This is a genomic window from Leucobacter allii (assembly GCF_022919155.1).
GTDB classification, from domain to species: Bacteria; Actinomycetota; Actinomycetes; order Actinomycetales; family Microbacteriaceae; genus Leucobacter; species Leucobacter allii.
Window position 1 is genome coordinate 820,008 of record NZ_CP095045.1, and the last position, 23,031, is coordinate 843,038.

33 protein-coding genes are annotated in these 23,031 nt (G+C 68.9%); 32 read left to right on the plus strand and 1 reads right to left on the minus strand.

Features of this window, described 5'->3' with window-relative positions; all coding sequences use genetic code 11:
- Positions 1-95 precede the first annotated feature (95 nt).
- The 32 genes from tuf to rplQ all read left to right on the plus strand — a co-directional run bounded on the left by tuf (position 96) and on the right by rplQ (position 20,398).
- Entirely contained in the window at positions 96-1,289 is a 1,194-nt protein-coding gene (gene tuf, locus MUN78_RS03660; protein ID WP_244693238.1) for an elongation factor Tu, read from the plus strand.
- 201 nt (positions 1,290-1,490) lie between these two features.
- Positions 1,491-3,290, plus strand: a complete 1,800-nt coding sequence (locus MUN78_RS03665) for a polysaccharide biosynthesis protein (protein WP_244693239.1) — start codon at positions 1,491-1,493, stop codon at positions 3,288-3,290.
- The gene (locus MUN78_RS03670; RefSeq protein ID WP_244728879.1) at positions 3,287-4,387 is read left to right on the plus strand and encodes an MraY family glycosyltransferase; all 1,101 of its coding nucleotides are present in this window, start codon (positions 3,287-3,289) and stop codon (positions 4,385-4,387) included. Before MUN78_RS03665 ends, MUN78_RS03670 begins: the two co-directional genes overlap by 4 nt.
- Before the next feature lie 384 nt (positions 4,388-4,771).
- On the plus strand, positions 4,772-5,080 hold the full coding sequence (gene rpsJ / locus MUN78_RS03675; protein ID WP_010156393.1) for a 30S ribosomal protein S10: 309 nt from the start codon (positions 4,772-4,774) through the stop codon (positions 5,078-5,080).
- Between the two features lie 14 nt (positions 5,081-5,094).
- A complete protein-coding gene (rplC, locus tag MUN78_RS03680; protein ID WP_244693241.1) occupies positions 5,095-5,748 on the plus strand; it encodes a 50S ribosomal protein L3 in 654 nt (217 codons plus the stop codon).
- A 3-nt stretch (positions 5,749-5,751) separates the two neighbouring features.
- Positions 5,752-6,405 carry a 50S ribosomal protein L4 gene (rplD, locus tag MUN78_RS03685; protein WP_244693242.1) on the plus strand — a complete coding sequence of 218 codons (654 nt, stop codon included), beginning with the start codon at positions 5,752-5,754 and terminating at the stop codon, positions 6,403-6,405.
- Positions 6,402-6,701: a 50S ribosomal protein L23 gene (gene rplW / locus MUN78_RS03690; protein WP_244693243.1), complete on the plus strand. Its 300-nt coding sequence runs from the start codon at positions 6,402-6,404 to the stop codon at positions 6,699-6,701. Before rplD ends, rplW begins: the two co-directional genes overlap by 4 nt.
- A gap of 22 nt (positions 6,702-6,723) precedes the next feature.
- Positions 6,724-7,560 (plus strand): 50S ribosomal protein L2, encoded by an 837-nt coding sequence (gene rplB, locus MUN78_RS03695; RefSeq protein WP_244693244.1) that lies wholly within the window; start codon positions 6,724-6,726, stop codon positions 7,558-7,560.
- A 24-nt stretch (positions 7,561-7,584) separates the two neighbouring features.
- On the plus strand, positions 7,585-7,866 hold the full coding sequence (gene rpsS, locus MUN78_RS03700) for a 30S ribosomal protein S19 (RefSeq protein ID WP_105804995.1): 282 nt from the start codon (positions 7,585-7,587) through the stop codon (positions 7,864-7,866).
- Between the two features lie 25 nt (positions 7,867-7,891).
- Positions 7,892-8,272 (plus strand): 50S ribosomal protein L22, encoded by a 381-nt coding sequence (gene rplV / locus MUN78_RS03705; protein ID WP_244693245.1) that lies wholly within the window; start codon positions 7,892-7,894, stop codon positions 8,270-8,272.
- A 4-nt stretch (positions 8,273-8,276) separates the two neighbouring features.
- Positions 8,277-9,035, plus strand: a complete 759-nt coding sequence (gene rpsC / locus MUN78_RS03710) for a 30S ribosomal protein S3 (protein ID WP_017885321.1) — start codon at positions 8,277-8,279, stop codon at positions 9,033-9,035.
- Positions 9,036-9,037: 2 nt separating this feature from the next.
- A complete protein-coding gene (rplP, locus tag MUN78_RS03715; protein ID WP_244693246.1) occupies positions 9,038-9,457 on the plus strand; it encodes a 50S ribosomal protein L16 in 420 nt (139 codons plus the stop codon).
- Entirely contained in the window at positions 9,457-9,771 is a 315-nt protein-coding gene (gene rpmC / locus MUN78_RS03720; RefSeq protein ID WP_244693247.1) for a 50S ribosomal protein L29, read from the plus strand. The genes rplP and rpmC overlap by 1 nt, the downstream gene beginning before the upstream one ends.
- Before the next feature lie 2 nt (positions 9,772-9,773).
- On the plus strand, positions 9,774-10,046 hold the full coding sequence (rpsQ, locus tag MUN78_RS03725; protein WP_244693248.1) for a 30S ribosomal protein S17: 273 nt from the start codon (positions 9,774-9,776) through the stop codon (positions 10,044-10,046).
- Positions 10,047-10,076: 30 nt separating this feature from the next.
- Complete coding sequence (rplN, locus tag MUN78_RS03730; protein ID WP_053382360.1) at positions 10,077-10,445, plus strand: 50S ribosomal protein L14; 369 nt, start codon at positions 10,077-10,079, stop codon at positions 10,443-10,445.
- 4 nt (positions 10,446-10,449) lie between these two features.
- Positions 10,450-10,812: a 50S ribosomal protein L24 gene (gene rplX, locus MUN78_RS03735; protein WP_244693249.1), complete on the plus strand. Its 363-nt coding sequence runs from the start codon at positions 10,450-10,452 to the stop codon at positions 10,810-10,812.
- Entirely contained in the window at positions 10,812-11,375 is a 564-nt protein-coding gene (gene rplE / locus MUN78_RS03740) for a 50S ribosomal protein L5 (protein WP_244693250.1), read from the plus strand. Before rplX ends, rplE begins: the two co-directional genes overlap by 1 nt.
- 116 nt (positions 11,376-11,491) lie before the next feature.
- Complete coding sequence (rpsH, locus tag MUN78_RS03745; RefSeq protein ID WP_244693251.1) at positions 11,492-11,890, plus strand: 30S ribosomal protein S8; 399 nt, start codon at positions 11,492-11,494, stop codon at positions 11,888-11,890.
- 6 nt (positions 11,891-11,896) lie between these two features.
- Complete coding sequence (gene rplF / locus MUN78_RS03750) at positions 11,897-12,433, plus strand: 50S ribosomal protein L6 (RefSeq protein WP_244693252.1); 537 nt, start codon at positions 11,897-11,899, stop codon at positions 12,431-12,433.
- Between the two features lie 3 nt (positions 12,434-12,436).
- A complete protein-coding gene (gene rplR, locus MUN78_RS03755) occupies positions 12,437-12,811 on the plus strand; it encodes a 50S ribosomal protein L18 (RefSeq protein ID WP_244693253.1) in 375 nt (124 codons plus the stop codon).
- Positions 12,808-13,527 (plus strand): 30S ribosomal protein S5, encoded by a 720-nt coding sequence (gene rpsE, locus MUN78_RS03760; RefSeq protein WP_244693254.1) that lies wholly within the window; start codon positions 12,808-12,810, stop codon positions 13,525-13,527. The genes rplR and rpsE overlap by 4 nt, the downstream gene beginning before the upstream one ends.
- Entirely contained in the window at positions 13,527-13,715 is a 189-nt protein-coding gene (gene rpmD / locus MUN78_RS03765; protein ID WP_244693255.1) for a 50S ribosomal protein L30, read from the plus strand. Before rpsE ends, rpmD begins: the two co-directional genes overlap by 1 nt.
- The gene (gene rplO / locus MUN78_RS03770) at positions 13,712-14,173 is read left to right on the plus strand and encodes a 50S ribosomal protein L15 (RefSeq protein ID WP_244693256.1); all 462 of its coding nucleotides are present in this window, start codon (positions 13,712-13,714) and stop codon (positions 14,171-14,173) included. Before rpmD ends, rplO begins: the two co-directional genes overlap by 4 nt.
- Positions 14,174-14,382: 209 nt before the next feature.
- The gene (secY, locus tag MUN78_RS03775) at positions 14,383-15,708 is read left to right on the plus strand and encodes a preprotein translocase subunit SecY (RefSeq protein WP_244693257.1); all 1,326 of its coding nucleotides are present in this window, start codon (positions 14,383-14,385) and stop codon (positions 15,706-15,708) included.
- Positions 15,705-16,307 carry an adenylate kinase gene (locus MUN78_RS03780; RefSeq protein ID WP_244728880.1) on the plus strand — a complete coding sequence of 201 codons (603 nt, stop codon included), beginning with the start codon at positions 15,705-15,707 and terminating at the stop codon, positions 16,305-16,307. The genes secY and MUN78_RS03780 overlap by 4 nt, the downstream gene beginning before the upstream one ends.
- Positions 16,308-17,150: a type I methionyl aminopeptidase gene (gene map, locus MUN78_RS03785; protein ID WP_244728881.1), complete on the plus strand. Its 843-nt coding sequence runs from the start codon at positions 16,308-16,310 to the stop codon at positions 17,148-17,150.
- Between the two features lie 171 nt (positions 17,151-17,321).
- Positions 17,322-17,543 carry a translation initiation factor IF-1 gene (gene infA, locus MUN78_RS03790; protein WP_017885304.1) on the plus strand — a complete coding sequence of 74 codons (222 nt, stop codon included), beginning with the start codon at positions 17,322-17,324 and terminating at the stop codon, positions 17,541-17,543.
- Positions 17,544-17,610: 67 nt separating this feature from the next.
- Positions 17,611-17,727, plus strand: coding sequence for a 50S ribosomal protein L36 (rpmJ, locus tag MUN78_RS03795; protein WP_017885303.1), 117 nt, complete (start codon positions 17,611-17,613; stop codon positions 17,725-17,727).
- Between the two features lie 169 nt (positions 17,728-17,896).
- On the plus strand, positions 17,897-18,265 hold the full coding sequence (gene rpsM, locus MUN78_RS03800; protein WP_244728883.1) for a 30S ribosomal protein S13: 369 nt from the start codon (positions 17,897-17,899) through the stop codon (positions 18,263-18,265).
- A gap of 48 nt (positions 18,266-18,313) precedes the next feature.
- Positions 18,314-18,712: a 30S ribosomal protein S11 gene (gene rpsK / locus MUN78_RS03805; RefSeq protein ID WP_025133724.1), complete on the plus strand. Its 399-nt coding sequence runs from the start codon at positions 18,314-18,316 to the stop codon at positions 18,710-18,712.
- A gap of 143 nt (positions 18,713-18,855) precedes the next feature.
- Entirely contained in the window at positions 18,856-19,842 is a 987-nt protein-coding gene (locus tag MUN78_RS03810; protein ID WP_244693261.1) for a DNA-directed RNA polymerase subunit alpha, read from the plus strand.
- A gap of 46 nt (positions 19,843-19,888) precedes the next feature.
- Entirely contained in the window at positions 19,889-20,398 is a 510-nt protein-coding gene (rplQ, locus tag MUN78_RS03815; RefSeq protein ID WP_244728885.1) for a 50S ribosomal protein L17, read from the plus strand.
- 674 nt (positions 20,399-21,072) lie between these two features.
- Here the strand turns inward: rplQ and MUN78_RS03820 are convergent.
- The gene (locus MUN78_RS03820) at positions 21,073-23,019 is read right to left on the minus strand and encodes an acyltransferase family protein (protein ID WP_244728887.1); all 1,947 of its coding nucleotides are present in this window, start codon (positions 23,017-23,019) and stop codon (positions 21,073-21,075) included.
- Positions 23,020-23,031: the final 12 nt, after the last annotated feature.

Sequence of the window (23,031 nt, forward strand, 5' to 3'; positions counted from 1 at the left end):
CCGAGCTTGTAACATAGGTACACAAACCCCGTGCCCGTGCCTCTTCGAAACCGTCGGAGAGAAGCGGGTGCAACGACGTCCTGAGGAGGACCATAGTGGCGAAGGCCAAGTTCGAGCGGACTAAGCCGCACGTAAACATCGGTACGATCGGTCACGTCGACCACGGTAAGACCACTCTTACCGCGGCGATCTCGAAGACCCTCGCTGACAAGTTCCCGTCTGACGTCAACGTGCAGCGCGACTTCGACACGATCGACTCGGCTCCCGAGGAGCGCCAGCGCGGCATCACCATCAACATCTCGCACGTCGAGTACGAGACCGACAAGCGCCACTACGCGCACGTCGACGCGCCGGGTCACGCCGACTACATCAAGAACATGATCACCGGTGCCGCTCAGATGGACGGCGCGATCCTCGTGGTCGCGGCGACCGACGGCATGATGGCGCAGACCAAGGAGCACATCCTGCTCGCCAAGCAGGTCGGCGTCCCCTACCTGCTCGTCGCCCTGAACAAGAGCGACATGGTCGACGACGAGGAGATCCTCGAGCTCGTCGAGATGGAGGTCCGCGAGGAGCTCTCCAAGCAGGGCTACCCGGGCGACGACGTCCCCGTGGTCCGCGTCTCCGGCTACGAGGCGCTCCAGGGCACCGAGAAGTGGGTCGACTCCGTCCTCGAGCTCATGCAGGCCGTCGATGACAACATCCCCGACCCGGTGCGCGACAAGGACAAGCCGTTCCTCATGCCCGTCGAGGACGTCTTCACCATCACCGGTCGCGGCACGGTCGTCACGGGCCGCGCCGAGCGCGGCACGCTGAAGATCAACTCCGAGGTCGAGATCGTGGGCCTGCGTCCGACGCAGAAGACCACCGTCACCGGCATCGAGATGTTCCACAAGCAGCTCGACGAGGCGTGGGCCGGCGAGAACTGCGGCCTCCTCCTCCGCGGCACCAAGCGCGAGGATGTGGAGCGCGGCCAGGTCGTCGTCGCACCCGGCTCGATCACCCCGCACACCAAGTTCGAGGGCACTGCCTACATCCTCAAGAAGGACGAGGGCGGCCGCCACAACCCGTTCGAGACGAACTACCGTCCGCAGTTCTACTTCCGTACGACTGACGTGACCGGTGTCATCACCCTGCCCGAGGACAAGCCGATGGTCATGCCCGGCGACACCACCGACATGACGGTCGAGCTCATCCAGCCGATCGCCATGGAGGAGGGCCTCGGCTTCGCGATCCGCGAGGGCGGCCGCACCGTCGGCGCCGGCACGGTGACCAAGGTCGTCGAGTAAGGTCTCAGACCTCGTGTGACCCGCGGCTCCTGCAGCCGCGCAGTCGGAACCCCCGGGAGGACACTCCCGGGGGTTCCGCGCGTTCCGGGGCGGTTTCGCCGCGGGCGGCCGCGCTGCGCGGATCCGCAGCGGGATCGCGGTATCCTCGATGCAGCCCCTGTGGGGCGACGCTTCGCGACGAGCACAGGGAATGGAGGACGCGTGCCGCAGACCGCCGGTGAACGGATCGCCCACTTCGCCCGTCAGTACGGCCTGCTGTTCCTGCTGGACGCGGCGGCCTGGGCGGTGGGGATCCTCGCGGCCCTCGTGCTCCGCTTCGACTTCGAGCTCTTCCGCATCCACTGGGGGTGGACGCTCGCGGTGATCGGCGTGACGGTGGCGCTGCAGCTCGCGGCCGGCTGGGTCTTCTGGCTCTACCGCAACCGCTACGCGATCGGCTCCTTCGACGAGGTGCGCGCGCTCGTCATCGACATCACCGCCGTGATGGTCGTCGCCTGGGTCTTCGCGTACCTCGTCGGCTACGGCAACGGCATCCCGCGCAGCGCACTCATCATCGCGGCCCCCATCACCTTCAGCCTCATGGGCGTCGCCCGCTACGTGCTCAGGCTCTACGCCGAGCGCCAGCTCATGCCGGGCGCCGAGGCGGAGCGCGTGCTCATCTACGGCGCCGGGTACCTGGGCGTGCAGACGGTGAAGCGCCTGCTCACCGATGCCGCGGGCGCGGCCCTGCCTGTCGGCTTCATCGACGACGATCCCGCCAAGCGGCACCAGGACGTGCGCGGTGTGCGGGTGCTCGGCGGCTTCGACGACCTCGCCGACGCGATCCGGGAGACCCGGGCGACGAAGCTCATCGTGTGCATCGGCGACGCCGACGCCGCGCTGATGCGTCGCGTCGACCGCGCCGCGGATCGCGCGGGCATCTCCGCGCTCGTGCTGCCGCCGCTCGACCAGATCCTCAACAACGTCTCCGCGATCTCCGACGTCCGCCAGCTCTCGATCGAGGATCTCATCGGCCGGCACCCCGTGCGGCTCGAGACGGAGTCGATCGCGTCCTACCTGCAGGGGAGGCGCGTGCTCGTGACGGGAGCGGGCGGGTCGATCGGCGCCGAGCTCTGCCGGCAGCTCGTCCGCTTCGCCCCCGACGAGCTCATCATGCTCGACCGGGACGAGACCGCGCTGCAGGAGACGCAGCTGTCCATCAGCGGCCACGGGCTGCTGGACACGAGCGACGTGGTGCTCGCGGACATCCGCGATGCCGACGCCCTCCGCCTGCTGTTCGCCGAGCGCCGCCCGGAGGTCGTGTTCCACGCCGCCGCGCTCAAGCACCTGCCGATGCTCGAGCAGTACCCCGACGAGGCGTGGAAGACCAACGTGCTCGGCACGCTCAACGTCCTCCGCGCGGCCCGGGGCGCGGGCGTCGGCACCTTCGTGAACGTCTCGACCGACAAGGCCGCGAACCCGACGAGCGTCCTCGGCCACTCCAAGCGCGTCGCGGAGAAGCTCACGGCCTGGATGGCGGAGCAGACGGGGGAGCGCTACCTGTCCGTCCGATTCGGCAACGTCATCGGCAGCCGGGGCTCGATGCTGCCGACCTTCCGGAAGCTCATCGACGCCGGCGGACCGCTCACGGTGACGCACCCCGAGGTGACGCGGTTCTTCATGACGATCCCCGAGGCCTGCCAGCTCGTGATCCAGGCGGGGGGCATCGGGCGGCCGGGCGAGGTGCTCATCCTCGACATGGGGGAGCCCGTGAGCATCCTCGACGTCGCCAAGCGGATGATCGCGCAGTCCGGCAAGCCCGTCGAGATCGTGTTCACGGGGCTGCGGCACGGCGAGAAGCTCCACGAGGAGCTCATCGGCGTCGGGGAGGGCGACGAGCGCCCCTTCCATCCGAAGATCACGCACGCGCACGTCGACACGATCGCGCCCGAGGTACTCGATCACGAGGGCTGGATCGCCCGGATGGATCTCACCCGAGAGGCCGAGGAGCGCGTGCAGTGACCCCGATCGCCATCGCGGCGGTCGCGGGCGCCGTCACCCTGCTGCTGAGCCTCGCGCTGCCGTTCGCGGTGCGGCCGCTCCTCGTGCGGCTCGGGGTCATGGACGTGCCGAACGCCCGCTCCTCGCATGCGCGACCGGTGCTGCGCGGCCTCGGCCTCGCGGTGCTCCTCGCTCTGGCGGCGGGCGGCGGGCTCGGCGCGGCGCTCCTCGCCCACCCCGAGAACGCCCTCCCCGGCGCGACGACGCTCGTGATCGTGGTCGCGGGCTCGGCGCTCGCGGGAGCGCTCGGGCTCGCCGAGGATCTGCGCGGCCTGAGCGTCCGTGCGCGCAGCGCGCTGCTCATCGCCATCGCCCTGGGGGCGTCGCTCGCGCTCATCCTCAGCTCGCGCGAGGGCGACGGCTCGGTGCCCGTGGTCGGCGGGGGTGCCGCCTTCGGGTGGACCGGCGCCGCGTTCACGGCCGGGCTGCCGTGGTGGGGCCTCGCCCTCCTGGCCGTCTACGCGGTGCTCTTCATCTCGAGCTACATCAACGTCGCGAACTTCATGGACGGGCTCAACGGGATCAGCGGCTTCCACGGCGTGATCGCGGGGCTCGCGTTCGCCGCCGCGGGCTGGCTCACGGCCCTGCCGTGGCTGCTCATCGCGGGCCTCGTGCTCGCGGCGGGATTCGGCGGCTTCCTGCCGTGGAACCTCAGCCGCCGCGGCGCGTTCCTCGGCGACGTCGGCAGCTACCTGCTCGGGGGCGCGGTGGCCGTCACGAGCTTCGCCGCGCTCGTCTCCGGCGTGCCCCTGCTGGCCGCCATCGGTCCGATGGTGATCCCCTTCGGCGACGTCGCGGTGACGCTCGTGAAGCGGGTGCGGGCGGGCAGGCGCTGGGACGAGCCGCACAAGGAGCACGCCTACCAGCGCATCCAGCAGCTCGGCTACAGCCACCTGCAGGCCTCGGGGCTTGCCGCGGGGTGCACGCTCCTCGTCTCGCTGCTCGGCCTCGGCTCCCTCTTCACCGGCCTCATCGGCACGATCGCGCTGTTCCTCGGGGGGCTGGCCGTGCTCGTCTGCTATCTGCTACTGCCCCGTCTGCTGCCCGAGCGCAGCTGATCCGCGGCGCGGAACGACGCGCGACACGCCCGGGTTGCACGGAGGGACCAGCCGTGCGAGAATAGACAGGTTCAGTACTCCGCGCTTCGGTGCGGATCACTGCCAGGCAGTGCATAGCCGCCGCGATCCCGAGCCTTCGGGGCCGCGGTCCGGGCTAGGCCGCGGGTAGCGAACGACACCCGCACGCCAGAGGCGCACCGGATGCGAGTCCGGGCGCCTTCTCGTGTGCGGGGCCGCGCCGTCGAGGCGCGGTTTTGACAGGTGAACAGAGACCCAGCACGGCGCGCTCCCCGGAGCGCGCGCAGCCAGGGCGCTGGTACGCAAGACGTCCAATGCCGCAGCCGTCAGGCCGCGGTACGACGCAAGTAGAAAGTAGAGAGTCACATGGCGGGACAGAAGATCCGCATCCGACTGAAGTCGTATGACCACGAGGTCATCGACAGCTCCGCGCGCAAGATCGTCGACACGGTGACCCGCGCGGGTGCGACCGTGATCGGCCCCGTGCCGCTTCCGACGGAGAAGAACGTGATCGCCGTGATCCGTTCGCCCCACAAGTACAAGGACAGCCGCGAGCACTTCGAGAAGCGCACGCACAAGCGCCTGATCGACATCGTCGATCCCACCCCGAAGGCCGTCGATTCGCTCATGCGCCTCGACCTGCCTGCCGACGTCAACATCGAGATCAAGCTCTAAGGGGGGATCCGGACATGTCAGTAGCACGTAACGTGAAGGGTCTCCTGGGCACCAAGCTCGGCATGACGCAGGTCTGGGACGAGAACGGCAAGGTCGTTCCCGTCACGGTCATCGAGGTGGCGCCGAACGTCGTCACCCAGATCCGCACCCCCGAGGTCGACGGCTACAGCGCCGTGCAGATCGCCGCGGGTCAGATCGATCCCCGCAAGGTCAACAAGCCCTCCGCCGGCCACTTCGAGAAGGCCGGGGTCACCCCGCGCCGTCACCTCACCGAGGTCCGCACCGCGGATGCCGCGGAGTACGCGCTGGGCCAGGAGCTCACCGTGGACGCCACCTTCGAGGCCGGTCAGAAGATCGACGTCGTCGGCACCTCCAAGGGCAAGGGCTTCGCCGGAACCATGAAGCGCCACAACTTCAAGGGCGTCTCGGCATCGCACGGCGCGCACCGCAACCACCGCAAGCCGGGCTCCATCGGCGGCGCCGCGACCCCGGGTCGCGTGTTCAAGGGCCAGCGCATGGCCGGCCGCATGGGCGGGGAGCGCGTCACCGTGCAGAACCTCACCGTGCAGGCGATCGACGCCGAGAAGGGGCTCATCCTGGTCAAGGGTGCGGTTCCCGGCGGTCGCGGTCGTCTCGTTTTCGTTCGCAACGCAGTGAAGGGGGCGTAGTTCATGGCTACCGCTACCAAGCTCGAGGTGCTCGACGCCCAGGGGAAGCAGGCCGGTTCGGTCGAGCTCCCCGAGGCGATCTTCGGCGCCGAGACCAACGTCCCGCTGATCCATCAGGTGGTCACCGCGCAGCTCGCAGCCGCGCGTCAGGGCACGCACAAGACCAAGAACCGCGGCGAGGTCTCCGGTTCGGGCGTCAAGCCGTTCAAGCAGAAGGGCACCGGCCGCGCCCGTCAGGGTTCGGTCCGCGCTCCTGAGCACCGCGGCGGCGGCGTCGTGCACGGCCCGGTGCCGCGCGACTACGCCCAGCGCACCCCGAAGAAGATGATCGCCGCGGCGCTCACCGGCCTGCTCTCGGATCGCGCCCGCGCGAACCGCCTGCACGTCGTCGAGGGCTTCGGCATCGGCGAGAAGCCCAGCACGAAGACCGCGCGCGAGTTCCTCGCCTCGGTCGCGCCGGGCAAGCGCGTCCTCGTGATCATCGATCGCGAGGACGAGGTCACCGCGCTCAGCGTGCGCAACCTGCAGCACGTCCACGTGCTGTTCCAGGATCAGCTCAACGCATACGACGTGGTCGTCAGCGACGATCTCGTCTTCACCAAGGCGGCCTTCGACGCGTTCGTCGCCGGCCGCGCCGCCAAGGAGGACTCGAAGTGAGCTTCAACAAGTCCGCACACGACGTCATCATCCGCCCCATCGTCTCGGAGAAGAGCTACGGTCTCATCGACGCCAACGGCCAGTACACCTTCGAGGTGCAGCCCGAGGCGAACAAGACCGAGATCAAGCTCGCGATCGAGCAGGTCTTCGACGTGAAGGTCCAGAAGGTCCGCACGCTCACCCGCAAGGGGAAGACCCGTCGCACGAAGTTCGGCACCGGCAAGCGCAAGGACACCAAGCGCGCGATCGTCACGCTGAAGTCGGGCTCCATCGACATCTTCACGGCTGCGCTGTAGAAGGGGCGAGAAGGAACACAACATGGCTATTCGCAAGTACAAGCCGACGACCCCGGGTCGTCGCGGGTCGAGCGTCGCTGATTTCGCCGAGATCACCCGCTCCACGCCCGAGAAGTCGCTGCTCCGCCCGCTCCCCAAGACGGGCGGCCGCAACAACCAGGGCCGCATCACCACGCGCCACATCGGCGGCGGGCACAAGCGCCAGTACCGCGTCATCGACTTCCGTCGCAATGACAAGGACGGCGTGAACGCCAAGGTCGCGCACATCGAGTACGACCCGAACCGCACGGCGCGCATCGCGCTGCTGCACTTCGAGGACGGCACGAAGCGCTACATCATCGCTCCGAACAAGCTGAAGCAGGGCGACGTCGTCGAGTCGGGCGCCGGCGCGGACATCAAGCCGGGCAACAACCTGCCGCTGCGCAACATCCCCACCGGTACGGTCATCCACGCGATCGAGCTGAAGCCGGGCGGGGGCGCGAAGCTCGCGCGTTCCGCCGGCGCGTCCGTCCGCCTCGTGGCGAAGGACGGCCCCTACGCCCAGCTGCGCCTGCCCTCAGGCGAGATCCGCAACGTCGACGTGCGCTGCCGCGCCACGGTCGGCGAGGTGGGCAACGCCGAGCAGTCGAACATCAACTGGGGCAAGGCCGGCCGCATGCGGTGGAAGGGCGTCCGCCCGACCGTCCGCGGCGTCGTCATGAACCCGGTCGACCACCCGCACGGCGGCGGCGAGGGCCGCACCTCCGGCGGCCGTCACCCGGTCAGCCCGTGGGGTCAGAAGGAAGGCCGTACGCGCCATCCGAACAAGGAAAGCGACAAGCTCATCGTGCGTCGCCGTCCGACCGGCAAGAAGCGTTAATCGGCAGGTAGGAGAGAGTAGAAGATGCCTCGTAGTCTCAAGAAGGGCCCCTTCGTCGACAACCACCTGCTGAACAAGGTGGTCGCCCAGAACGAAGCCGGCACCAAGAACGTGATCAAGACCTGGTCGCGCCGCTCGATGATCATCCCCGCCATGCTGGGGCACACCATCGCGGTGCACGACGGTCGGAAGCACATCCCCGTGTTCGTCACGGAGACCATGGTCGGTCACAAGCTGGGCGAGTTCGCGCCCACGCGTACCTTCCGCGGTCACGTGAAGGACGACAAGAAGGGCCGTCGCCGCTAAGCGGCGACGTGAAGGAGGAAGAGCAATGGTGGAGTCGATCGCACGCGTGCGTCATATCCGCATCACCCCCCAGAAGGCCCGTCGCGTCGTTGACCTGGTCCGCGGGAAGAACGCTCAGGAGGCGCTCGCCATCCTGAAGTTCGCCCCGCAGGCCGCCTCGGAGCCCATTTTCAAGCTGGTGGCCTCGGCGATCGCGAACGCGCGCGTCAAGGCCGACAAGGAGAACCTGCGTCTCAACGAGGACGAGCTGGTCATCGCTCGCGCCTTCGTGGACGAGGGCGCCACGCTCAAGCGTTTCCGCCCCCGGGCGCAGGGACGCGCGTTCCGCATCAACAAGCGCACCAGCCACATCACGATCGTGCTGCAGTCGGCCGACGAGCTCGCTGCCGCGAAGAAGGGAGCCTAACGGTATGGGCCAGAAGATTCATCCCTACGGCTTCCGCCTCGGGGTCACCACGGACCACGTGTCCCGCTGGTTCTCGGACTCGACCAAGAAGGGTCAGCGCTACGCCGACTACCTGGCCGAGGACATCAAGATCCGCCAGCACCTGACGAAGCAGCTCGATCGCGCGGGCGTCTCGCGCGTCGAGATCGAGCGCACCCGCGACCGCGTCCGCGTGGACATCCACTCGGCGCGTCCCGGCATCGTCATCGGCCGCCGCGGCGCCGAGGCCGAGCGCATCCGCGCCGACCTCGAGAAGCTCACCGGCAAGCAGATCCAGCTGAACATCCTCGAGGTGAAGAACCCCGAGGCCGATGCTCAGCTCGTCGCGCAGGGCATCGCCGAGCAGCTCGCCGCGCGCGTGGCCTTCCGCCGCGCGATGCGCAAGGGCCTGCAGGGCGCCCAGCGCGCCGGCGCCAAGGGCATCCGCATCCAGGTCTCCGGCCGCCTCGGCGGCGCCGAGATGAGCCGTTCGGAGTTCTACCGCGAGGGGCGCGTGCCGCTGCACACCCTCCGCGCGAACATCGACTACGGCTTCTACGAGGCGAAGACCACCTTCGGCCGCATCGGCGTGAAGGTCTGGATCTACAAGGGCGACCTGACCAACAAGGAACTCGCCCGCGAGCAGGCGGCCCAGAAGCCGTCCCGCGACCGCGGCGACCGCCGCCGTGCGCCCCGTGGCGCGCAGGCCGAGGCTGCACCCGCTGCAGCAGGAGCGGAGAAGTAAGCATGCTGATTCCCCGTCGAGTCAAGTACCGCAAGCAGCACCACCCCAGCCGGACCGGCCAGTCGAAGGGCGGCAACAAGGTCGCCTTCGGCGAGTTCGGCATCCAGGCGCTCACGCCGGCGTACGTGACGAACCGTCAGATCGAGTCCGCTCGTATCGCGATGACCCGTCACATCAAGCGCGGCGGCAAGGTGTGGATCAACATCTACCCCGACCGCCCGCTGACCAAGAAGCCCGCCGAGACCCGCATGGGCTCCGGCAAGGGCTCGCCCGAGTGGTGGGTCGCCAACGTCAAGCCCGGCCGTGTCCTCTTCGAGGTCGCCGGCGTCGACGAGCAGCTCGCTCGTGAGGCGCTCACCCGCGCCATTCACAAGCTCCCGCTGAAGGCACGAATTATCAAGCGCGAGGAGGGCGACGCGTAATGGCGATCGGTACCAAAGAACTGGCCATCACGGAGCTCGATTCCTTCGAGAACGAGCGCCTGGCGGAAGAGCTCAAGAAGGCCAAGGCCGAGCTCTTCAACCTGCGATTCCAGTCGGCCACGGGCCAGCTGGAGAGCCACGGCCGCGTGCGTCAGGTGAAGCGCGACATCGCTCGCATCTACACCGTGCTGCGCGAGCGCGAGCTCGGCATCCGGGCCACGCCCGCTGCCGCCCCTGCTCCGGCCAAGGCGAAGAAGAGCAAGAAGACCGAGCAGGCGGAGACCGCCGCTGATGCCGAGACGAAGGAGGCCTGACCATGGCTGAGGTCGAAACTGAACAGCGCGGATACCGCAAGGCGCGCCGCGGCTACGTCGTCAGCGACAAGATGGACAAGACCATCGTCGTCGAGGTCGAGGACCGCGTGAAGCACCCGCTCTACGGCAAGGTCATGCGCCGTTCGTCGAAGGTCAAGGCCCACGACGAGCAGAACACCGCCGGCATCGGCGATCTCGTGCTCATCCACGAGACCCGTCCGGTCAGCGCTTCCAAGCGCTGGCGTCTGGTCGAGATCCTCGAGAAGGCGAAGTAAGCCTCGGCTTACTGAGTGAAGGAGTAACAAGTGATTCAGCAGGAATCCCGACTCAAGGTCGCCGACAACACCGGCGCCAAGGAGTTGCTCACGATCCGTGTCCTCGGAGGCTCGAAGCGTCGCTACGCCGGTCTCGGCGACACGATCGTCGCGACCGTCAAGGACGCGATCCCCGGCGGCAACGTGAAGAAGGGCGACGTCGTGAAGGCGGTCGTCGTCCGGACGCGCAAGTCGACCCGTCGCGCCGATGGCTCGTACATCGCGTTCGACGAGAACGCCGCCGTCATCCTCAAGGCCGACGGGGAGCCCCGCGGCACCCGTATCTTCGGGCCGGTCGGCCGTGAGCTGCGCGACAAGCGGTTCATGAAGATCGTCTCGCTCGCACCGGAGGTGATCTAGTCCTATGGGCGCCAAGATCAAGAAGGGTGACCTCGTCGAGGTCATCTCTGGCCCGTCGCAGGAGCGCGGCGGCTACAAGGGCAAGCAGGGGCGCGTCATCGAGGTCCTGACCGAGAGCGATCGCGTCGTCGTCGAGGGCGTGAACTTCGTCACGAAGCACGTCCGCGTCGGCCAGTCCGACCGCGGGACGCGCGAGGGGGGGATCGAGACCGTCGAGGCCCCGATCCACATCTCCAACGTCGCGATCGTCGATCCCGAGACGAAGCAGCCGACCCGCGTCGGCTTCCGCGTCGAGGAGGTCGAGAAGGACGGCAAGAAGAAGACCGTCCGCATCCGCTACGCGAAGAAGTCCGGGAAGGATCTTTGATGACCGAGACCAAGATTCAGCCCCGCCTGAAGGAGAAGTACCGCTCCGAGATCGTGCCCCAGCTGCGCGAGGAGTTCTCCTACGGCAACATCATGCAGGTCCCCGGCGTCGTCAAGGTGGTCGTGAACACGGGTGTCGGCGACGCGGCTCGCGACAGCAAGGTCATCGACGGCGCGATCGCAGATCTCGTCAAGATCACCGGTCAGAAGCCCATGGTCACCAAGGCCCGCAAGTCCATCGCGCAGTTCAAGCTGCGCGAGGGGCAGGCGATCGGCGCGCACGTCACCCTCCGGGGCGACCGCGCGTGGGAGTTCCTCGACCGCCTGATCAGCCTGGCGCTGCCGCGCATCCGCGATTTCCGCGGGCTCTCGGACCGCCAGTTCGACGGCAACGGCAACTACACCTTCGGTCTGACCGAGCAGAGTGTGTTCCACGAGATCGATCAGGATAAGATTGATCGCGTGCGTGGCTTCGACATCACCGTCGTGACCACCGCCAAGACCGATGACGAGGGCCGTGCGCTGCTGCGCGCACTCGGCTTCCCGTTCAAGTCGGCCGCATAATTCAATAGTCCAAGCGGCAGGGTGCCCGGGAGCTTCCCGGGCACCCCATCCGTGTGTCACCCAGGTCGCGCTTCGTGTAACGGGGCGTGATACCAGGCGAGAAAGAAGAGTCACTCATGACGATGACTGATCCGGTCGCAGATATGCTGACCCGGCTGCGCAACGCCAACTCTGCGCATCATGACGACGTTTCGCTCCCCGGCTCGAAGCTGAAGGAGCGGATCGCTGAGATCCTCAAGCGCGAGGGCTACATCAAGGACTGGAAGGTCGAGGACGCCCGCGTCGGCACGACCATCACCCTGTCCCTGAAGTACGGCCCGAACCGCGAGCGCTCGATCGAGGGCATCAAGCGCGTGTCCAAGCCCGGCCTCCGGGTCTACGCGCGCTCCACCGAGATCCCCAGCGTTCTCGGCGGTCTCGGAATCGCGATCCTGTCCACCTCCTCGGGGCTCCTGACCGACCGCGAGGCCGAGCAGAAGGGCGTCGGCGGGGAAGTCCTCGCCTACGTGTGGTAAGCCGTCATGTCACGTATCGGTAAGCTTCCCATCACCGTCCCCGGTGGTGTCGACGTCAAGATCGATGGCCAGAAGGTCACGGTCAAGGGTTCGAAGGGCGAGCTCTCGCTCGTCGTCGCCGAGCCCATCCGTGTCGCTCTCGAGGACGGACAGGTGCTCGTCACCCGTCCCGACGATGAGCGCAACTCCCGAGCGCTGCACGGTCTCACCCGCACGCTCATCAACAACAACATCATCGGCGTGACCGAGGGCTACTCCAAGCAGCTCGAGGTCGTCGGCACGGGCTACCGCGTGCAGCAGAAGGGCAGCGGCCTGGAGCTGGCGCTCGGCTTCTCGCACCCGGTCAACGTGGACGCCCCCGAGGGGATCACCCTCTCGGTCGAGGGCAACACCAAGATCACCGTGAGCGGGATCTCGAAGCAGGCGGTCGGCGAGGCCGCCGCCAACATCCGCAAGCTGAAGAAGCCGGAGCCCTACAAGGGCAAGGGCATTCGCTACGCGGGCGAGGTCGTCCGTCGCAAGGCAGGAAAGGCTGGTAAGTAACCCATGGCCGCTTCAGTATCTCGGGCTCAGGGTCGCTCGGCCGCGCGCATCCGCCGCCACACCCGCCTGCGCAAGAAGATCGTCGGCACGGAGGCCCGCCCCCGTCTCGTCGTCAACCGCTCCGCGCGCCACGTGTTCGTCCAGGTCATCGACGATTCGAAGGGTCTGACCCTCGCCTCGGCCTCGACCATGGAGGCCGACCTGCGCGGCTTCGACGGCGACAAGACCGCCAAGGCGCGCAAGGTCGGCGAGCTCGTCGCCGAGCGCGCGAAGGGCGCGGGCATCGACGCGGTCGTGTTCGACCGCGGCGGGAGCAAGTACGCCGGCCGCGTCGCCGCGATCGCCGACGGCGCTCGCGAAGGGGGGCTGACCCTGTGAGCAACGAAACGAAGGAGCAGGAAGTGTCTGCAGCAGCCACTGAGACCCAGGCCACTGAGTCCGCGGCCGCGCAGGCCCCGGCTCAGGACCACCGCAACGAGCCGCGCGAGCAGCGCCGGGGGAGCCGCGACCGCGGCACCCGTGGCGAGCGCGGCGGCCGCGACCGCAACGAGAGCCAGTTCCTCGAGCGCGTCGTCACCATCAACCGCGTGTCGAAGGTCGTCAAGGGCGGCCGTCGCTTCAGCTTCACCGCGCTCGTCGTGGTGGGCGATGGCAACGGCACCGTCGGTGTCGGCTACGGCAAGGCCAAGGAGGTCCCGCTGGCGATCTCCAAGGGCGTCGAGGAGGCGAAGAAGAACTTCTTCCGCGTGCCCCGCGTCGGCAACACGATCCCGCACCCCGTGCAGGGCGAGGCCGCTGCCGGCGTCGTGCTGCTGCGTCCGGCTGCCGCCGGTACCGGCGTCATCGCCGGTGGCCCGGTCCGCGCCGTGCTCGAGTGCGCCGGCATCCACGACGTGCTGAGCAAGTCGCTCGGCTCGTCGAACACCCTGAACATCGTGCACGCGACCGTCGAGGCGCTGCAGCAGCTCGAGGAGCCCCGCTCCGTCGCAGCGCGCCGCGGCCTCGACTTCGACCGCGTCGCCCCGGCTCGCATCGTGCGCGCCGAGGCGAAGGCCGCGGCCGACGCTGCCGCGAAGGCAAAGGCAGGTGCGTAATGGCGAAGAGCCTGAAGATTACGCAGACGAAGTCCGTTATCAGTGAGAAGCAGAACCAGCGCGACACGCTGCGCAGCCTCGGCCTCAAGAAGATCGGCCAGTCGGTCGTTCGCGAGGACACGCAGGCCAACCGCGGCTACATCCGCGCGGTAGCCCACCTGGTGCAGGTTGAGGAGATCGACGCATGAGCGAGAAGAACGAGGAGCGCGAGCCCGTGCTGAAGGCGCACCACCTCCGCCCGGCTCCCGGCGCCAAGAAGGCCAAGACCCGCGTGGGTCGCGGCGAGGCGTCCAAGGGCAAGACCGCCGGCCGCGGCACCAAGGGCACCAAGGCCCGGTACCAGGTCAAGGCCGGCTTCGAGGGTGGGCAGATGCCGCTGCACATGCGCACCCCGAAGCTGCGCGGGTTCAAGAACCCGTTCCGCACGGAGTACCAGGTCGTGAACGTCGCGAAGCTCGCCGAGCTCTACCCGCAGGGTGGAGAGGTGACCGTCGAGGACCTCGTGGCCAAGGGCGCCGTCCGCAAGAACCAGCCCGTCAAGGTGCTGGGCGACGGCGACCTGCAGGTGAAGCTCACCGTGTCGGTCGACAAGGTCTCCGGCTCGGCCGAGCAGAAGATCGTCGCCGCGGGCGGAGAGATCAAGTAAGGACCCTTCCGGGTCCGACATCTCGAGGATGACTCGGGCAGCGGGGGAGCGGCGGAGCCGGCATTCGTGCCGCTCCGCCCGCCCCCGCTTTTTCCATTCCGGCCCGCCCGCGGGCGGCCGACCCCAGTAACGCCCCGCCCGCCGTGTAGGCTGGTGCAATCGGTTCTCGTCTTCGGCGAAGCCCCACTGACGTTCCCAGGAGGCAGATTTTGTTCAGCGCCATCGGACGGATCTTCCGGACTCCGGACTTGCGGCGGAAGATCGTCTTCACGCTCGCGATCGTCTCGCTGTTCCGGCTCGGTTCTTTCATCCCCGCACCGTTCGTCGACTTCAACAACGTGCAGGCCTGCCTCGTGGCGAACCAGAGCCAGGGCACGTCCGGGCTCTACGACATGATCAACCTCTTCAGCGGCGGCGCGCTGCTGCAGCTGTCGATCTTCGCGCTGGGCATCATGCCCTACATCACGGCATCGATCATCACGCAGCTGCTGCGCGTCGTCATCCCGCACTTCGAGGCGCTCCACAAGGAGGGCCAGGCCGGCCAGGCGAAGCTCACGCAGTACACCCGCTATCTGACGATCGCGCTCGCCGTGCTCCAGTCGACCACGCTCATCACGGTGGCGCGCTCGGGTCAGCTCTTCGGCTCCGTGGCGAATCAGGCCTGCCAGAACCTGGTCTCCCAGGAGTGGTGGGCGATCCTCATCATGATCATCACGCTCACCGCGGGCACCGGCCTCATCATGTGGTTCGGCGAGCTCATCACCGAGCGCGGCATCGGCAACGGCATGTCGCTGCTCATCTTCACCTCGATCGCGGCCTCCTTCCCCGGCGCGATGTGGGTCATCAAGGAGTCGCGCGGCTGGGAGGTCTTCTTCCTCGTGCTCGCCGTCGGTCTCGTCGTGGTCGCCGCGGTCGTCTTCGTCGAGCAGTCGCAGCGCCGGATCCCGGTGCAGTACGCGAAGCGCGTCGTCGGCCGTCGCACCTACGGCGGCTCGAGCACCTACATCCCGATCAAGGTGAACATGGCCGGCGTGATCCCGGTCATCTTCGCCTCCGCGATCCTGTACCTGCCGATGCTCATCACGCAGTTCAACCAGCCGCAGATCGGCGAGGAGGCCAAGCCCTGGGTCGTCTGGATCCAGAACAACCTCGTCTACGGCGACCAGCCGTTCTACATGCTCGTCTTCTTCCTGCTCACCATCGGCTTCACGTTCTTCTACGTGCAGATCACCTTCAACCCCGAAGAGGTCGCCGACAACATGAAGCAGTACGGCGGCTTCATCCCCGGCATCCGCGCCGGCCGGCCGACCGCCGAGTACCTCAACTACGTGCTCACCCGCATCACGAGCGCCGGCTCCCTCTACCTGGGCGTCATCGCGCTCCTCCCGCTCATCGCGCTGTCCTTCTTCGGGGCGAACCAGAACTTCCCGTTCGGCGGCGCCTCGATCCTCATCATCGTCGGCGTCGGCCTCGAGACGGTGAAGCAGATCGACGCCCAGCTCCAGCAGCGCCACTACGAAGGGCTCCTCAAGTGACCGAGACCACGACCGTCCGACTGCTCATCATCGGCCCGCCCGGAGCGGGCAAGGGCACGCAGGCCTCCCGGATCGCCGAGCGCTTCGGGGTGCCCGCGATCTCGACCGGCGACATCTTCCGCGCCAACATCACGGGCGGCACGGAGCTCGGCACGCAGGTGCAGGCGATCATCGAGCGGGGCGAGCTCGTGCCCGACGAGCTCACGAACCGCATCGTCGCCGACCGGCTGGCGCAGGCGGACGCCGCGCGCGGCTTCCTGCTCGACGGCTACCCGCGCAACGTCGAGCAGGTGCACGCCCTCGACGGCATGCTCGAGGGCGACGCGCTCGACGCGGTCGTGCTGCTCGAGGCCGACGTCGACGAGGTCGTCGCGCGCCTGCTCAAGCGCGCGGAGCTCGAGGGCCGCGCCGACGATACCGAGGACGTCATCCGCCACCGCCAGCAGGTCTACGCGGAGCAGACCGCCCCGCTGATCGATCTGTTCTCCGAGCGCGGGATCCTCGTGCGCGTCGACGGCCTCGGCTCGGTCGACGAGGTCGCCGCGCGCATCGCGGACGGTCTCGAGGCGCGTCTCGGCGCGGCGGTCGAGGTCGAGTAGGTGGCGCGCCGCGGTCTCCTGCGCCGCTCGATCTACAAGTCGCCCGCGCAGCTGCGGCTGATGGTCGCGCCCGGGCTCGCGACGGCCGCGGCGCTCGCGGCGATGCGCGAGGCGGTGCGCCCCGGCGTCACGCCGCTCGAGCTCGACGCGATCGCTGAGCGGGCGATCCGGGCGCGGGGCGGAGCCCCGAACTTCATGCTGGAGCCCGGCTACCGGCACACCATCTGCGCGAACGTGAACGCGCACGTCGTCCACGCGATCCCCGACGACCGCCCCCTCGAACCCGGCGACATCGTCGCCCTCGACGCCGGCGCGGTCGTGGGCGGCTGGCACGGAGACGCCGCGTTCACCGTGGCGCTGCCCGATCACGCCGACGACGAGCGCACCGCCGCGAACGCGCGGCTGAGCGAGGTCACCGAGCAGGCGATGTGGCGCGGGATCGCGCGGCTCGCGAACGCCTCCCACCTCGGCGAGGTGGGGGAGGCGGTCTCCGCATACGTCCGCGCGCACAGCGACTACGGCGTGCTCGAGGACTACATCGGTCACGGCATCGGTCGGAGCATGCACGAGGACCCGCCCGTGTTCAACGTGCCGACGCGGCGGCGAGGCCCCGAGGTGAAGCCGGGGCTCGTCGTGGCCATCGAGCCGATCATCTCGGCGGGCGGGATCGACACCGTCGTCGAGGACGACGACTGGACCGTGACGATCGCCGACGGCTCGATGAGCGCGCAGTGGGAGCACTCCGTCGCCGTGCACGCCGACGGCATCTGGGTCCTCACGGCCGAGGACGGCGGCGCGGCGGGCCTCGAGCCGCTCGGCGTGACGCCGATCCCCATCCCGTAGTCCGGCGCCGCGCCGGCACCGCTGCGCCGGTCGACGCGGCGTGCTGTGGACAGCCGCCCCGAAAGGGGGTATAGTTGTCCGTTGGTGCCTTGCGCCTGTTTTCGCGTTCGCGAAATCGGGTGCGGAGCATTCGCAAGACCAGCACACACCTACGCAAGCGATAGTGAGGCTATGGCGAAGAAAGACGGCGTCATCGAGATCGAGGGACAGGTTGTCGAGGCTCTGCCGAACGCGATGTTCCGCGTCGAGCTGACCAACGGACACAAAGTACTCGCGCATATCTCGGGCAAGATGCGTCAGCACTACATCCGCATCCTCCCCGAGGACCGCGTGATCGTCGAGCTGACGCCCTACGATCTGACCCGCGGCCGCATCGTCTACCGCTACAAGTAGGTCGCTGGAAAGTAACGGCTCGCGGCATCCCGCGGGTACGAGGACAGCGAACCACGAAGGAAACATCATGAAGGTCAAGCCCAGCGTCAAGCCGATCTGCGATCACTGCAAGGTCATCCGTCGCCACGGCCGCGTCATGGTGATCTGCAAGAGCAACCCGCGCCACAAGCAGCGCCAGGGCTAGCGGATCGCCGCCCCCGCACCGTACGCGGTCGGGACGGCGTCGATGCATCACCGAACACCCCCACAGCGCACCGAAGAACCCCGCCGGCAACGGCGCGGGGGACACCTCGGGACGGAGGCCCGAACCCCCGGTGCGCACCACACCTCCAGAATCCGCAAGGAGAGCCAGCATGGCACGTCTCGCAGGAGTCGACATCCCGCGCGATAAGCGCGTCGAGATCGCACTCACCTACATCTACGGCGTCGGCCGCACCAGCGCGCTGAAGACCCTCGCCGACACCGGCATCGACGGGAACACCCGCGTCAAGGATCTCACCGACGAACAGCTCGTCGCGCTCCGCGACTACATCGAAGGCAACTTCAAGGTCGAGGGCGATCTCCGCCGCGAGGTCACCGCCGACATCCGCCGCAAGGTCGAGATCGGCAGCTACCAGGGGCTCCGTCACCGCAAGGGCCTGCCCGTGCATGGTCAGCGCACCAAGACGAACGCGCGCACCCGCAAGGGGCCGAAGCGCACCGTCGCCGGCAAGAAGAAGTAACCGCCGGTCCGTCACGACCATCACACAGAGCTTTCAGGAGAACACTCAATGGCTGCACCCAAGACGGCGGCTCGCAAGCCGCGTCGCAAGGACAAGAAGAATGTGGTCGTGGGCCAGGCCCACATCAAGTCCACGTTCAACAACACGATCGTCTCGATCACCGACACCACCGGCGCCGTGATCAGCTGGGCCTCCTCGGGCGGCGTCGGCTTCAAGGGCTCGCGCAAGTCGACCCCCTTCGCCGCGCAGCTCGCCGCCGAGTCGGCCGCACGCAAGGCGCAGGAGCACGGCATGAAGAAGGTCGACGTCTTCGTGAAGGGCCCGGGCTCGGGTCGCGAGACCGCGATCCGTTCGCTGCAGGCCGCGGGCCTCGAGGTCGGTTCGATCAACGACGTCACCCCGCAGACCCACAACGGCTGCCGCCCGCCGAAGCGCCGTCGCGTCTGAGCACTGGGTCGCGCCCCTCGGCGCGACCGCCGTCCCCCGGGCGGCATCCGGGGTCGCGGGCGGCACGCCCGCCCGCGATCCCGGACCCTATTCCCCATTACGCATGAGTCATATAGCGGACTCCAGCGAAAGGAACACACACCGTGCTCATTGCACAGCGCCCCACTCTGACTGAAGAATCGATCTCCGAGTACCGTTCGCGCTTCGCCATCGAGCCGCTCGAGCCCGGCTTCGGCTACACGCTCGGCAACTCGCTGCGTCGCACGCTCCTCTCCTCGATCCCCGGCGCCGCGGTCACCAGCGTCCGCTTCGAGGGCGTCGCCCACGAGTTCACGACCATCCCCGGCGTGACCGAGGACGTCACGGAGATCATCCTCAACATCAAGGATCTCGTCGTCTCCAGCGAGCACGACGAGCCCATCACGGCGTACCTGCGCAAGACCGGCGCGGGCGAGGTCACGGCAGCCGACATCTCCGCCCCGGCGGGTGTCGAGGTGCACAACCCCGAGCTCGTCATCGCGACGCTCGGCGACACCGCCCAGTTCGAGCTCGAGCTCACGATCGAGCGCGGCCGCGGCTACGTCTCGGCCGCGCAGAACCGCAACGACGATGCCGAGGTCGGCCGGATCCCGGTCGATTCGATCTACTCGCCGGTGCTCAAGGTCACCTACCGCGTGGAGGCCACGCGCGCCGGTGAGCGCACCGACTTCGATCGTCTCGTCGTGGACGTGGAGACGAAGCCCGCGATCAGTCCCCGCGACGCGATCGCCTCGGCGGGTTCGACGCTGGTCGAGCTGTTCGGCCTGGCGCGCGAGCTCAACACCGCCGCCGAGGGCGTCGAGATCGGCCCCGCGCCGGTCGAGGTCGTCTCCGAGGGCGAGCTGTCGATCCCGATCGAGGATCTCGATCTCTCCGTGCGCAGCTACAACTGCCTGAAGCGCGAGGGCATCAACACGGTGAGCGAGCTGGTGGCGCTCTCCGAGGCGCAGCTCATGAACATCCGCAATTTCGGTCAGAAGTCGGTCTTCGAGGTGCGCGACAAGCTCACCGAGATGGGCCTGTCGCTGAAGGACGCCGTGCCCGGCTTCGACGGCGCGCAGTTCTACAGCTACGACGACGACACCAACTGACGATCAGGCACCCGCCGCCCGATCGCACCACTTACTGGAGTAAACAATGCCCAAGCCCAACAAGGGCCCCCGCCTCGGAGGCGGCCCCGCACACGAGCGCCTGATGCTCAACCAGATGGCTTCGCAGCTCTTCGAGCACAAGCGGATCCAGACCACTGAGACGAAGGCCAAGCGCCTGCAGCCCGTGGCCGAGCGCCTGGTCACCTTCGCGAAGCGCGGCGACCTGCACGCCCGCCGCCGGGTGATGCGCCAGATCCTCGACAAGTCCGTCGTGCACGAGCTCTTCACCGAGATCGCGCCGCTCGTGGAGAACCGCGAGGGCGGGTACACCCGCATCATCAAGACCGGCTTCCGCAAGGGCGACAACGCGCCGCTCGCGGTGATCGAGCTGGTGCTCGAGCCCGTCGCGCCGAAGCAGAAGGCCGCGAAGCCGGCCGCCGCCGAGGAAGCCCCGAAGGCCGAGGAGCCCGAGGCCCCGGAGGCGAGCGACGAGGCCGCCGAGGCCGCGGACGCTCCCGCTGAGGAGGCGCCCGCCGCTGAGGAGAAGGCCGAGTAGGCTCACCCCGCCCCTGCGAGCACCCCGTCGCGCCACTGGCGCGGCGGGGTGCTCGCGTTTCGGGGTGTTTTTTTGCGTTTCGGGGTGGTGCTGCGCGCCTCGCATGGGCCGGATCGGGTCGCTCCGAGCCCTCGCATGCGCCGGATCGGGTCGCTCCGAACCTCGCATGGGCCGGATCGGGTCGCTCCGGCAGGGTGCCACGGGTGCGTACCCTGCCGAAGCGACCCGGATCGTGCGCGGGCCGTGGTCGGCCTGCGGGTCAGCGGAACTGCGGGCGTGCGGGTCTGCGAGGGTGCGGGACTGCAGGCGTGCCGGTCTGCGGGCCTGACGGCTCGCGGACGTTCGGCTCCTGCGGGAACGGGCGGCCGCCCGGGGCGTCGCTCCGGTCGGATCTGCGGCTTCCGTGAGCTCGAGCCGCCGGATCTCGTGTCACCGACGCCGCATCTCTCACCGAAGCAGTGCGGATCGCCGAAGCCGCATCTCTCGTCGAGGCAGCGCGGATCGCCGTGGCCGCATCTCTCGCTGAGGCGCCGCGGATCACCGAGGCAGCGCGCTTCGACCACGCGGCATCCATCGCCGAAGCCGCATCTCTTGTCGAGGCAGCGCGGATTGCCGAGGCGGCGTGCTTCGCCGAAGCCGCGGCACGCGGCGCGGGGCCCGCTCGAGGCGAGGGCTCAGCGTCGGGGGAGCGCGAAGCCCAGCGACTCCTCGGGGGTCTCGAGCGCGTCGATGGCGCGCTGCACCGCCTCCGCGTAGATGACGCCGCCGCTCGGGTTCGGGTGGATGCCGTCGCCGGCGAGCGCGTCGGGCACGCCGTCGACCGCCCCGGCCCAGTCCGCGACCACGACCCCTCGATGCGCGTCTGCGAACGCCGCGAGCTCGGCGTTGACGCCAGGGATCCAGTCGCGCTCGGCGTACGCGTTCACGAGCACGAGACCGCGATCGCCGGCGACGGCGTTCAGCGCGGCGAGGTCTTCGGGATCCACCGGCCCGTTCGTGCCGAGCCCGACGACGATCACGCGCCGCAGCTCGCCCTCGGCGGCGAGATCGGCGGAGATGCCGACGCCGACGCCGAGCCCGCGGGACACCTCGGCGTCGACCGCGATGCCGGGGAAGGCCTCGTCGAGCTCCGGCAGGCTCGCGAGCATCACGGAGTCGCCGACGGCGCTGATGTCCGGGCCCGCGGCGCGAACGGGTGCGTCGGCGTTGGCGCCGCGGGCTCCGCCGCCCGCTCCGCCGGATACGGCCTCGGAACCCTCCTCCGCCTCGCCGGAGCCGTCCTCCGCGCCGGCGCCCTCCGCACCGCCGTCCTCCGGTGCGGCCGAGCGCGCGTCGAGGGCCTGCCTGCCCCGCTCGATGGCGGAGGCCGCGGAGCTCCGCTCGGGCGCCTGCGCGACGGCGACGCCGGTGGCGGGGACGGTGACCAGGAGGAGCGCGGCGAGCGCGGCGACGAGCACCCGACGATCCCTCGGCGCGTCGCGCACGCCGAAGGTGCGCCGCACCGTGCGGCGCAGCCCGAGCCGGCGGATCGGCTGCTCCACGAACCGATAGGAGAGCGCGGCCGCGGCGACGGTGGTCGTGAGCGTGATCCCGGCAGCGGCCCATGCGGCTGCGGGATCGGTGCGCACCGGCAGGATCGCGGAGCTGATGAGCAGCAGCGGCCAGTGCCAGAGGTAGATGCCGTAGGAGCGTTCGCCGATCCATCGCAGGGGAGGGGCGTCGAGCGCGAGACCCGCCCACGCGCCGGGGCGGGTCACCGCCCAGACCGTCGCGAGCGCGGCGACGGTGGCGAGCTGGAAACCGCCGCGGAAGCTCGCGGGGCTGCCCTCCGGCAGCGTCCAGGCGAGGACGCCGAGCACCGTCAGCCCGAGCGCGGCCACCGCGATCAGTCCGAGCTGCGCACCGGTGCGCAGCCGCCCGGCATCCGCTCCGGGGCGCCGACGCTCGAGGAGGCAGGCGAGCGCGGCGCCGAAGAGCAGCCCGAAGGTGTGCGCGTCGGAGCCGAAGTAGATGCGCGTGGCCTCCGCTCCCTGCAGGGACAGCACGGCCATCAGGGAGCCGGAGGCGACTCCGAGCCCGGCGAGCACGAGCGCCGGCGTCCCCCGCCGCCCGAAGCGGCACAGCACGAGGATGAGGAGCGGGAGCACGATGTAGAACTGCTCCTCGATCGACAGAGACCAGGTGTTGCGGAAGAGCTCGGGGGCGTCCCGCGTGAAGTAGTCCGCGCCCGCCGCGATGTAGACCCAATTGCTCACGAAGAGCGCGGCGCCGGCGAGCTGCGCGCCGATGCCGACGAGGAGGTCGCGGTCCGCGAGGAGCGCGAGCGGCGTGCACACGAGCAGCACGAGGGCGAGCGCGGGGAGGAGCCGTCTGGCCCGGCGGCGCCAGAAGCGACCGAGGGAGATGCGGCCGTGCGCGTCGTACTCGCGCAGCAGCAGCGAGGTGATCAGGAAGCCGCTGATCGCGAAGAAGACGTCGACGCCGAGGAAGCCGCCGGGGAGGGCGTCCGGGAAGAGATGGTAGACGAGCACGAGCGCCACCGCGATCGTGCGGAGTCCGTCGAGCCCGCCGAACCTCGCGGAGCGGCGGAGCGTGCTGGGGGCTGCGGTGTGAGTCGTCATGGTGCGCGTGGC

What these genes read in the sequence shown, in the direction of transcription:
- rplC (WP_244693241.1), top strand. Translation starts at nt 5,095, where the DNA reads ATGTCAGTAGCACGTAACGTGAAGGGTCTCCTGGGCACCAAGCTCGGC.
- rplR (WP_244693253.1), top strand. Translation starts at nt 12,437, where the DNA reads ATGGCCGCTTCAGTATCTCGGGCTCAGGGTCGCTCGGCCGCGCGCATC.
- rplD (WP_244693242.1), top strand. Translation starts at nt 5,752, where the DNA reads ATGGCTACCGCTACCAAGCTCGAGGTGCTCGACGCCCAGGGGAAGCAG.
- rpmJ (WP_017885303.1), top strand. Translation starts at nt 17,611, where the DNA reads ATGAAGGTCAAGCCCAGCGTCAAGCCGATCTGCGATCACTGCAAGGTC.
- rpsH (WP_244693251.1), top strand. Translation starts at nt 11,492, where the DNA reads ATGACGATGACTGATCCGGTCGCAGATATGCTGACCCGGCTGCGCAAC.
- rplF (WP_244693252.1), top strand. Translation starts at nt 11,897, where the DNA reads ATGTCACGTATCGGTAAGCTTCCCATCACCGTCCCCGGTGGTGTCGAC.
- rpsM (WP_244728883.1), top strand. Translation starts at nt 17,897, where the DNA reads ATGGCACGTCTCGCAGGAGTCGACATCCCGCGCGATAAGCGCGTCGAG.
- rpmC (WP_244693247.1), top strand. Translation starts at nt 9,457, where the DNA reads ATGGCGATCGGTACCAAAGAACTGGCCATCACGGAGCTCGATTCCTTC.
- rpsQ (WP_244693248.1), top strand. Translation starts at nt 9,774, where the DNA reads ATGGCTGAGGTCGAAACTGAACAGCGCGGATACCGCAAGGCGCGCCGC.
- rplO (WP_244693256.1), top strand. Translation starts at nt 13,712, where the DNA reads ATGAGCGAGAAGAACGAGGAGCGCGAGCCCGTGCTGAAGGCGCACCAC.
- rplB (WP_244693244.1), top strand. Translation starts at nt 6,724, where the DNA reads ATGGCTATTCGCAAGTACAAGCCGACGACCCCGGGTCGTCGCGGGTCG.
- rplE (WP_244693250.1), top strand. Translation starts at nt 10,812, where the DNA reads ATGACCGAGACCAAGATTCAGCCCCGCCTGAAGGAGAAGTACCGCTCC.
- rplX (WP_244693249.1), top strand. Translation starts at nt 10,450, where the DNA reads ATGGGCGCCAAGATCAAGAAGGGTGACCTCGTCGAGGTCATCTCTGGC.
- rpmD (WP_244693255.1), top strand. Translation starts at nt 13,527, where the DNA reads ATGGCGAAGAGCCTGAAGATTACGCAGACGAAGTCCGTTATCAGTGAG.
- rplQ (WP_244728885.1), top strand. Translation starts at nt 19,889, where the DNA reads ATGCCCAAGCCCAACAAGGGCCCCCGCCTCGGAGGCGGCCCCGCACAC.
- infA (WP_017885304.1), top strand. Translation starts at nt 17,322, where the DNA reads ATGGCGAAGAAAGACGGCGTCATCGAGATCGAGGGACAGGTTGTCGAG.
- rpsC (WP_017885321.1), top strand. Translation starts at nt 8,277, where the DNA reads ATGGGCCAGAAGATTCATCCCTACGGCTTCCGCCTCGGGGTCACCACG.
- MUN78_RS03820 (WP_244728887.1), bottom strand. Translation starts at nt 23,019, where the DNA reads ATGACGACTCACACCGCAGCCCCCAGCACGCTCCGCCGCTCCGCGAGG.
- rpsK (WP_025133724.1), top strand. Translation starts at nt 18,314, where the DNA reads ATGGCTGCACCCAAGACGGCGGCTCGCAAGCCGCGTCGCAAGGACAAG.
- rpsS (WP_105804995.1), top strand. Translation starts at nt 7,585, where the DNA reads ATGCCTCGTAGTCTCAAGAAGGGCCCCTTCGTCGACAACCACCTGCTG.
- rplV (WP_244693245.1), top strand. Translation starts at nt 7,892, where the DNA reads ATGGTGGAGTCGATCGCACGCGTGCGTCATATCCGCATCACCCCCCAG.
- rplP (WP_244693246.1), top strand. Translation starts at nt 9,038, where the DNA reads ATGCTGATTCCCCGTCGAGTCAAGTACCGCAAGCAGCACCACCCCAGC.
- rpsJ (WP_010156393.1), top strand. Translation starts at nt 4,772, where the DNA reads ATGGCGGGACAGAAGATCCGCATCCGACTGAAGTCGTATGACCACGAG.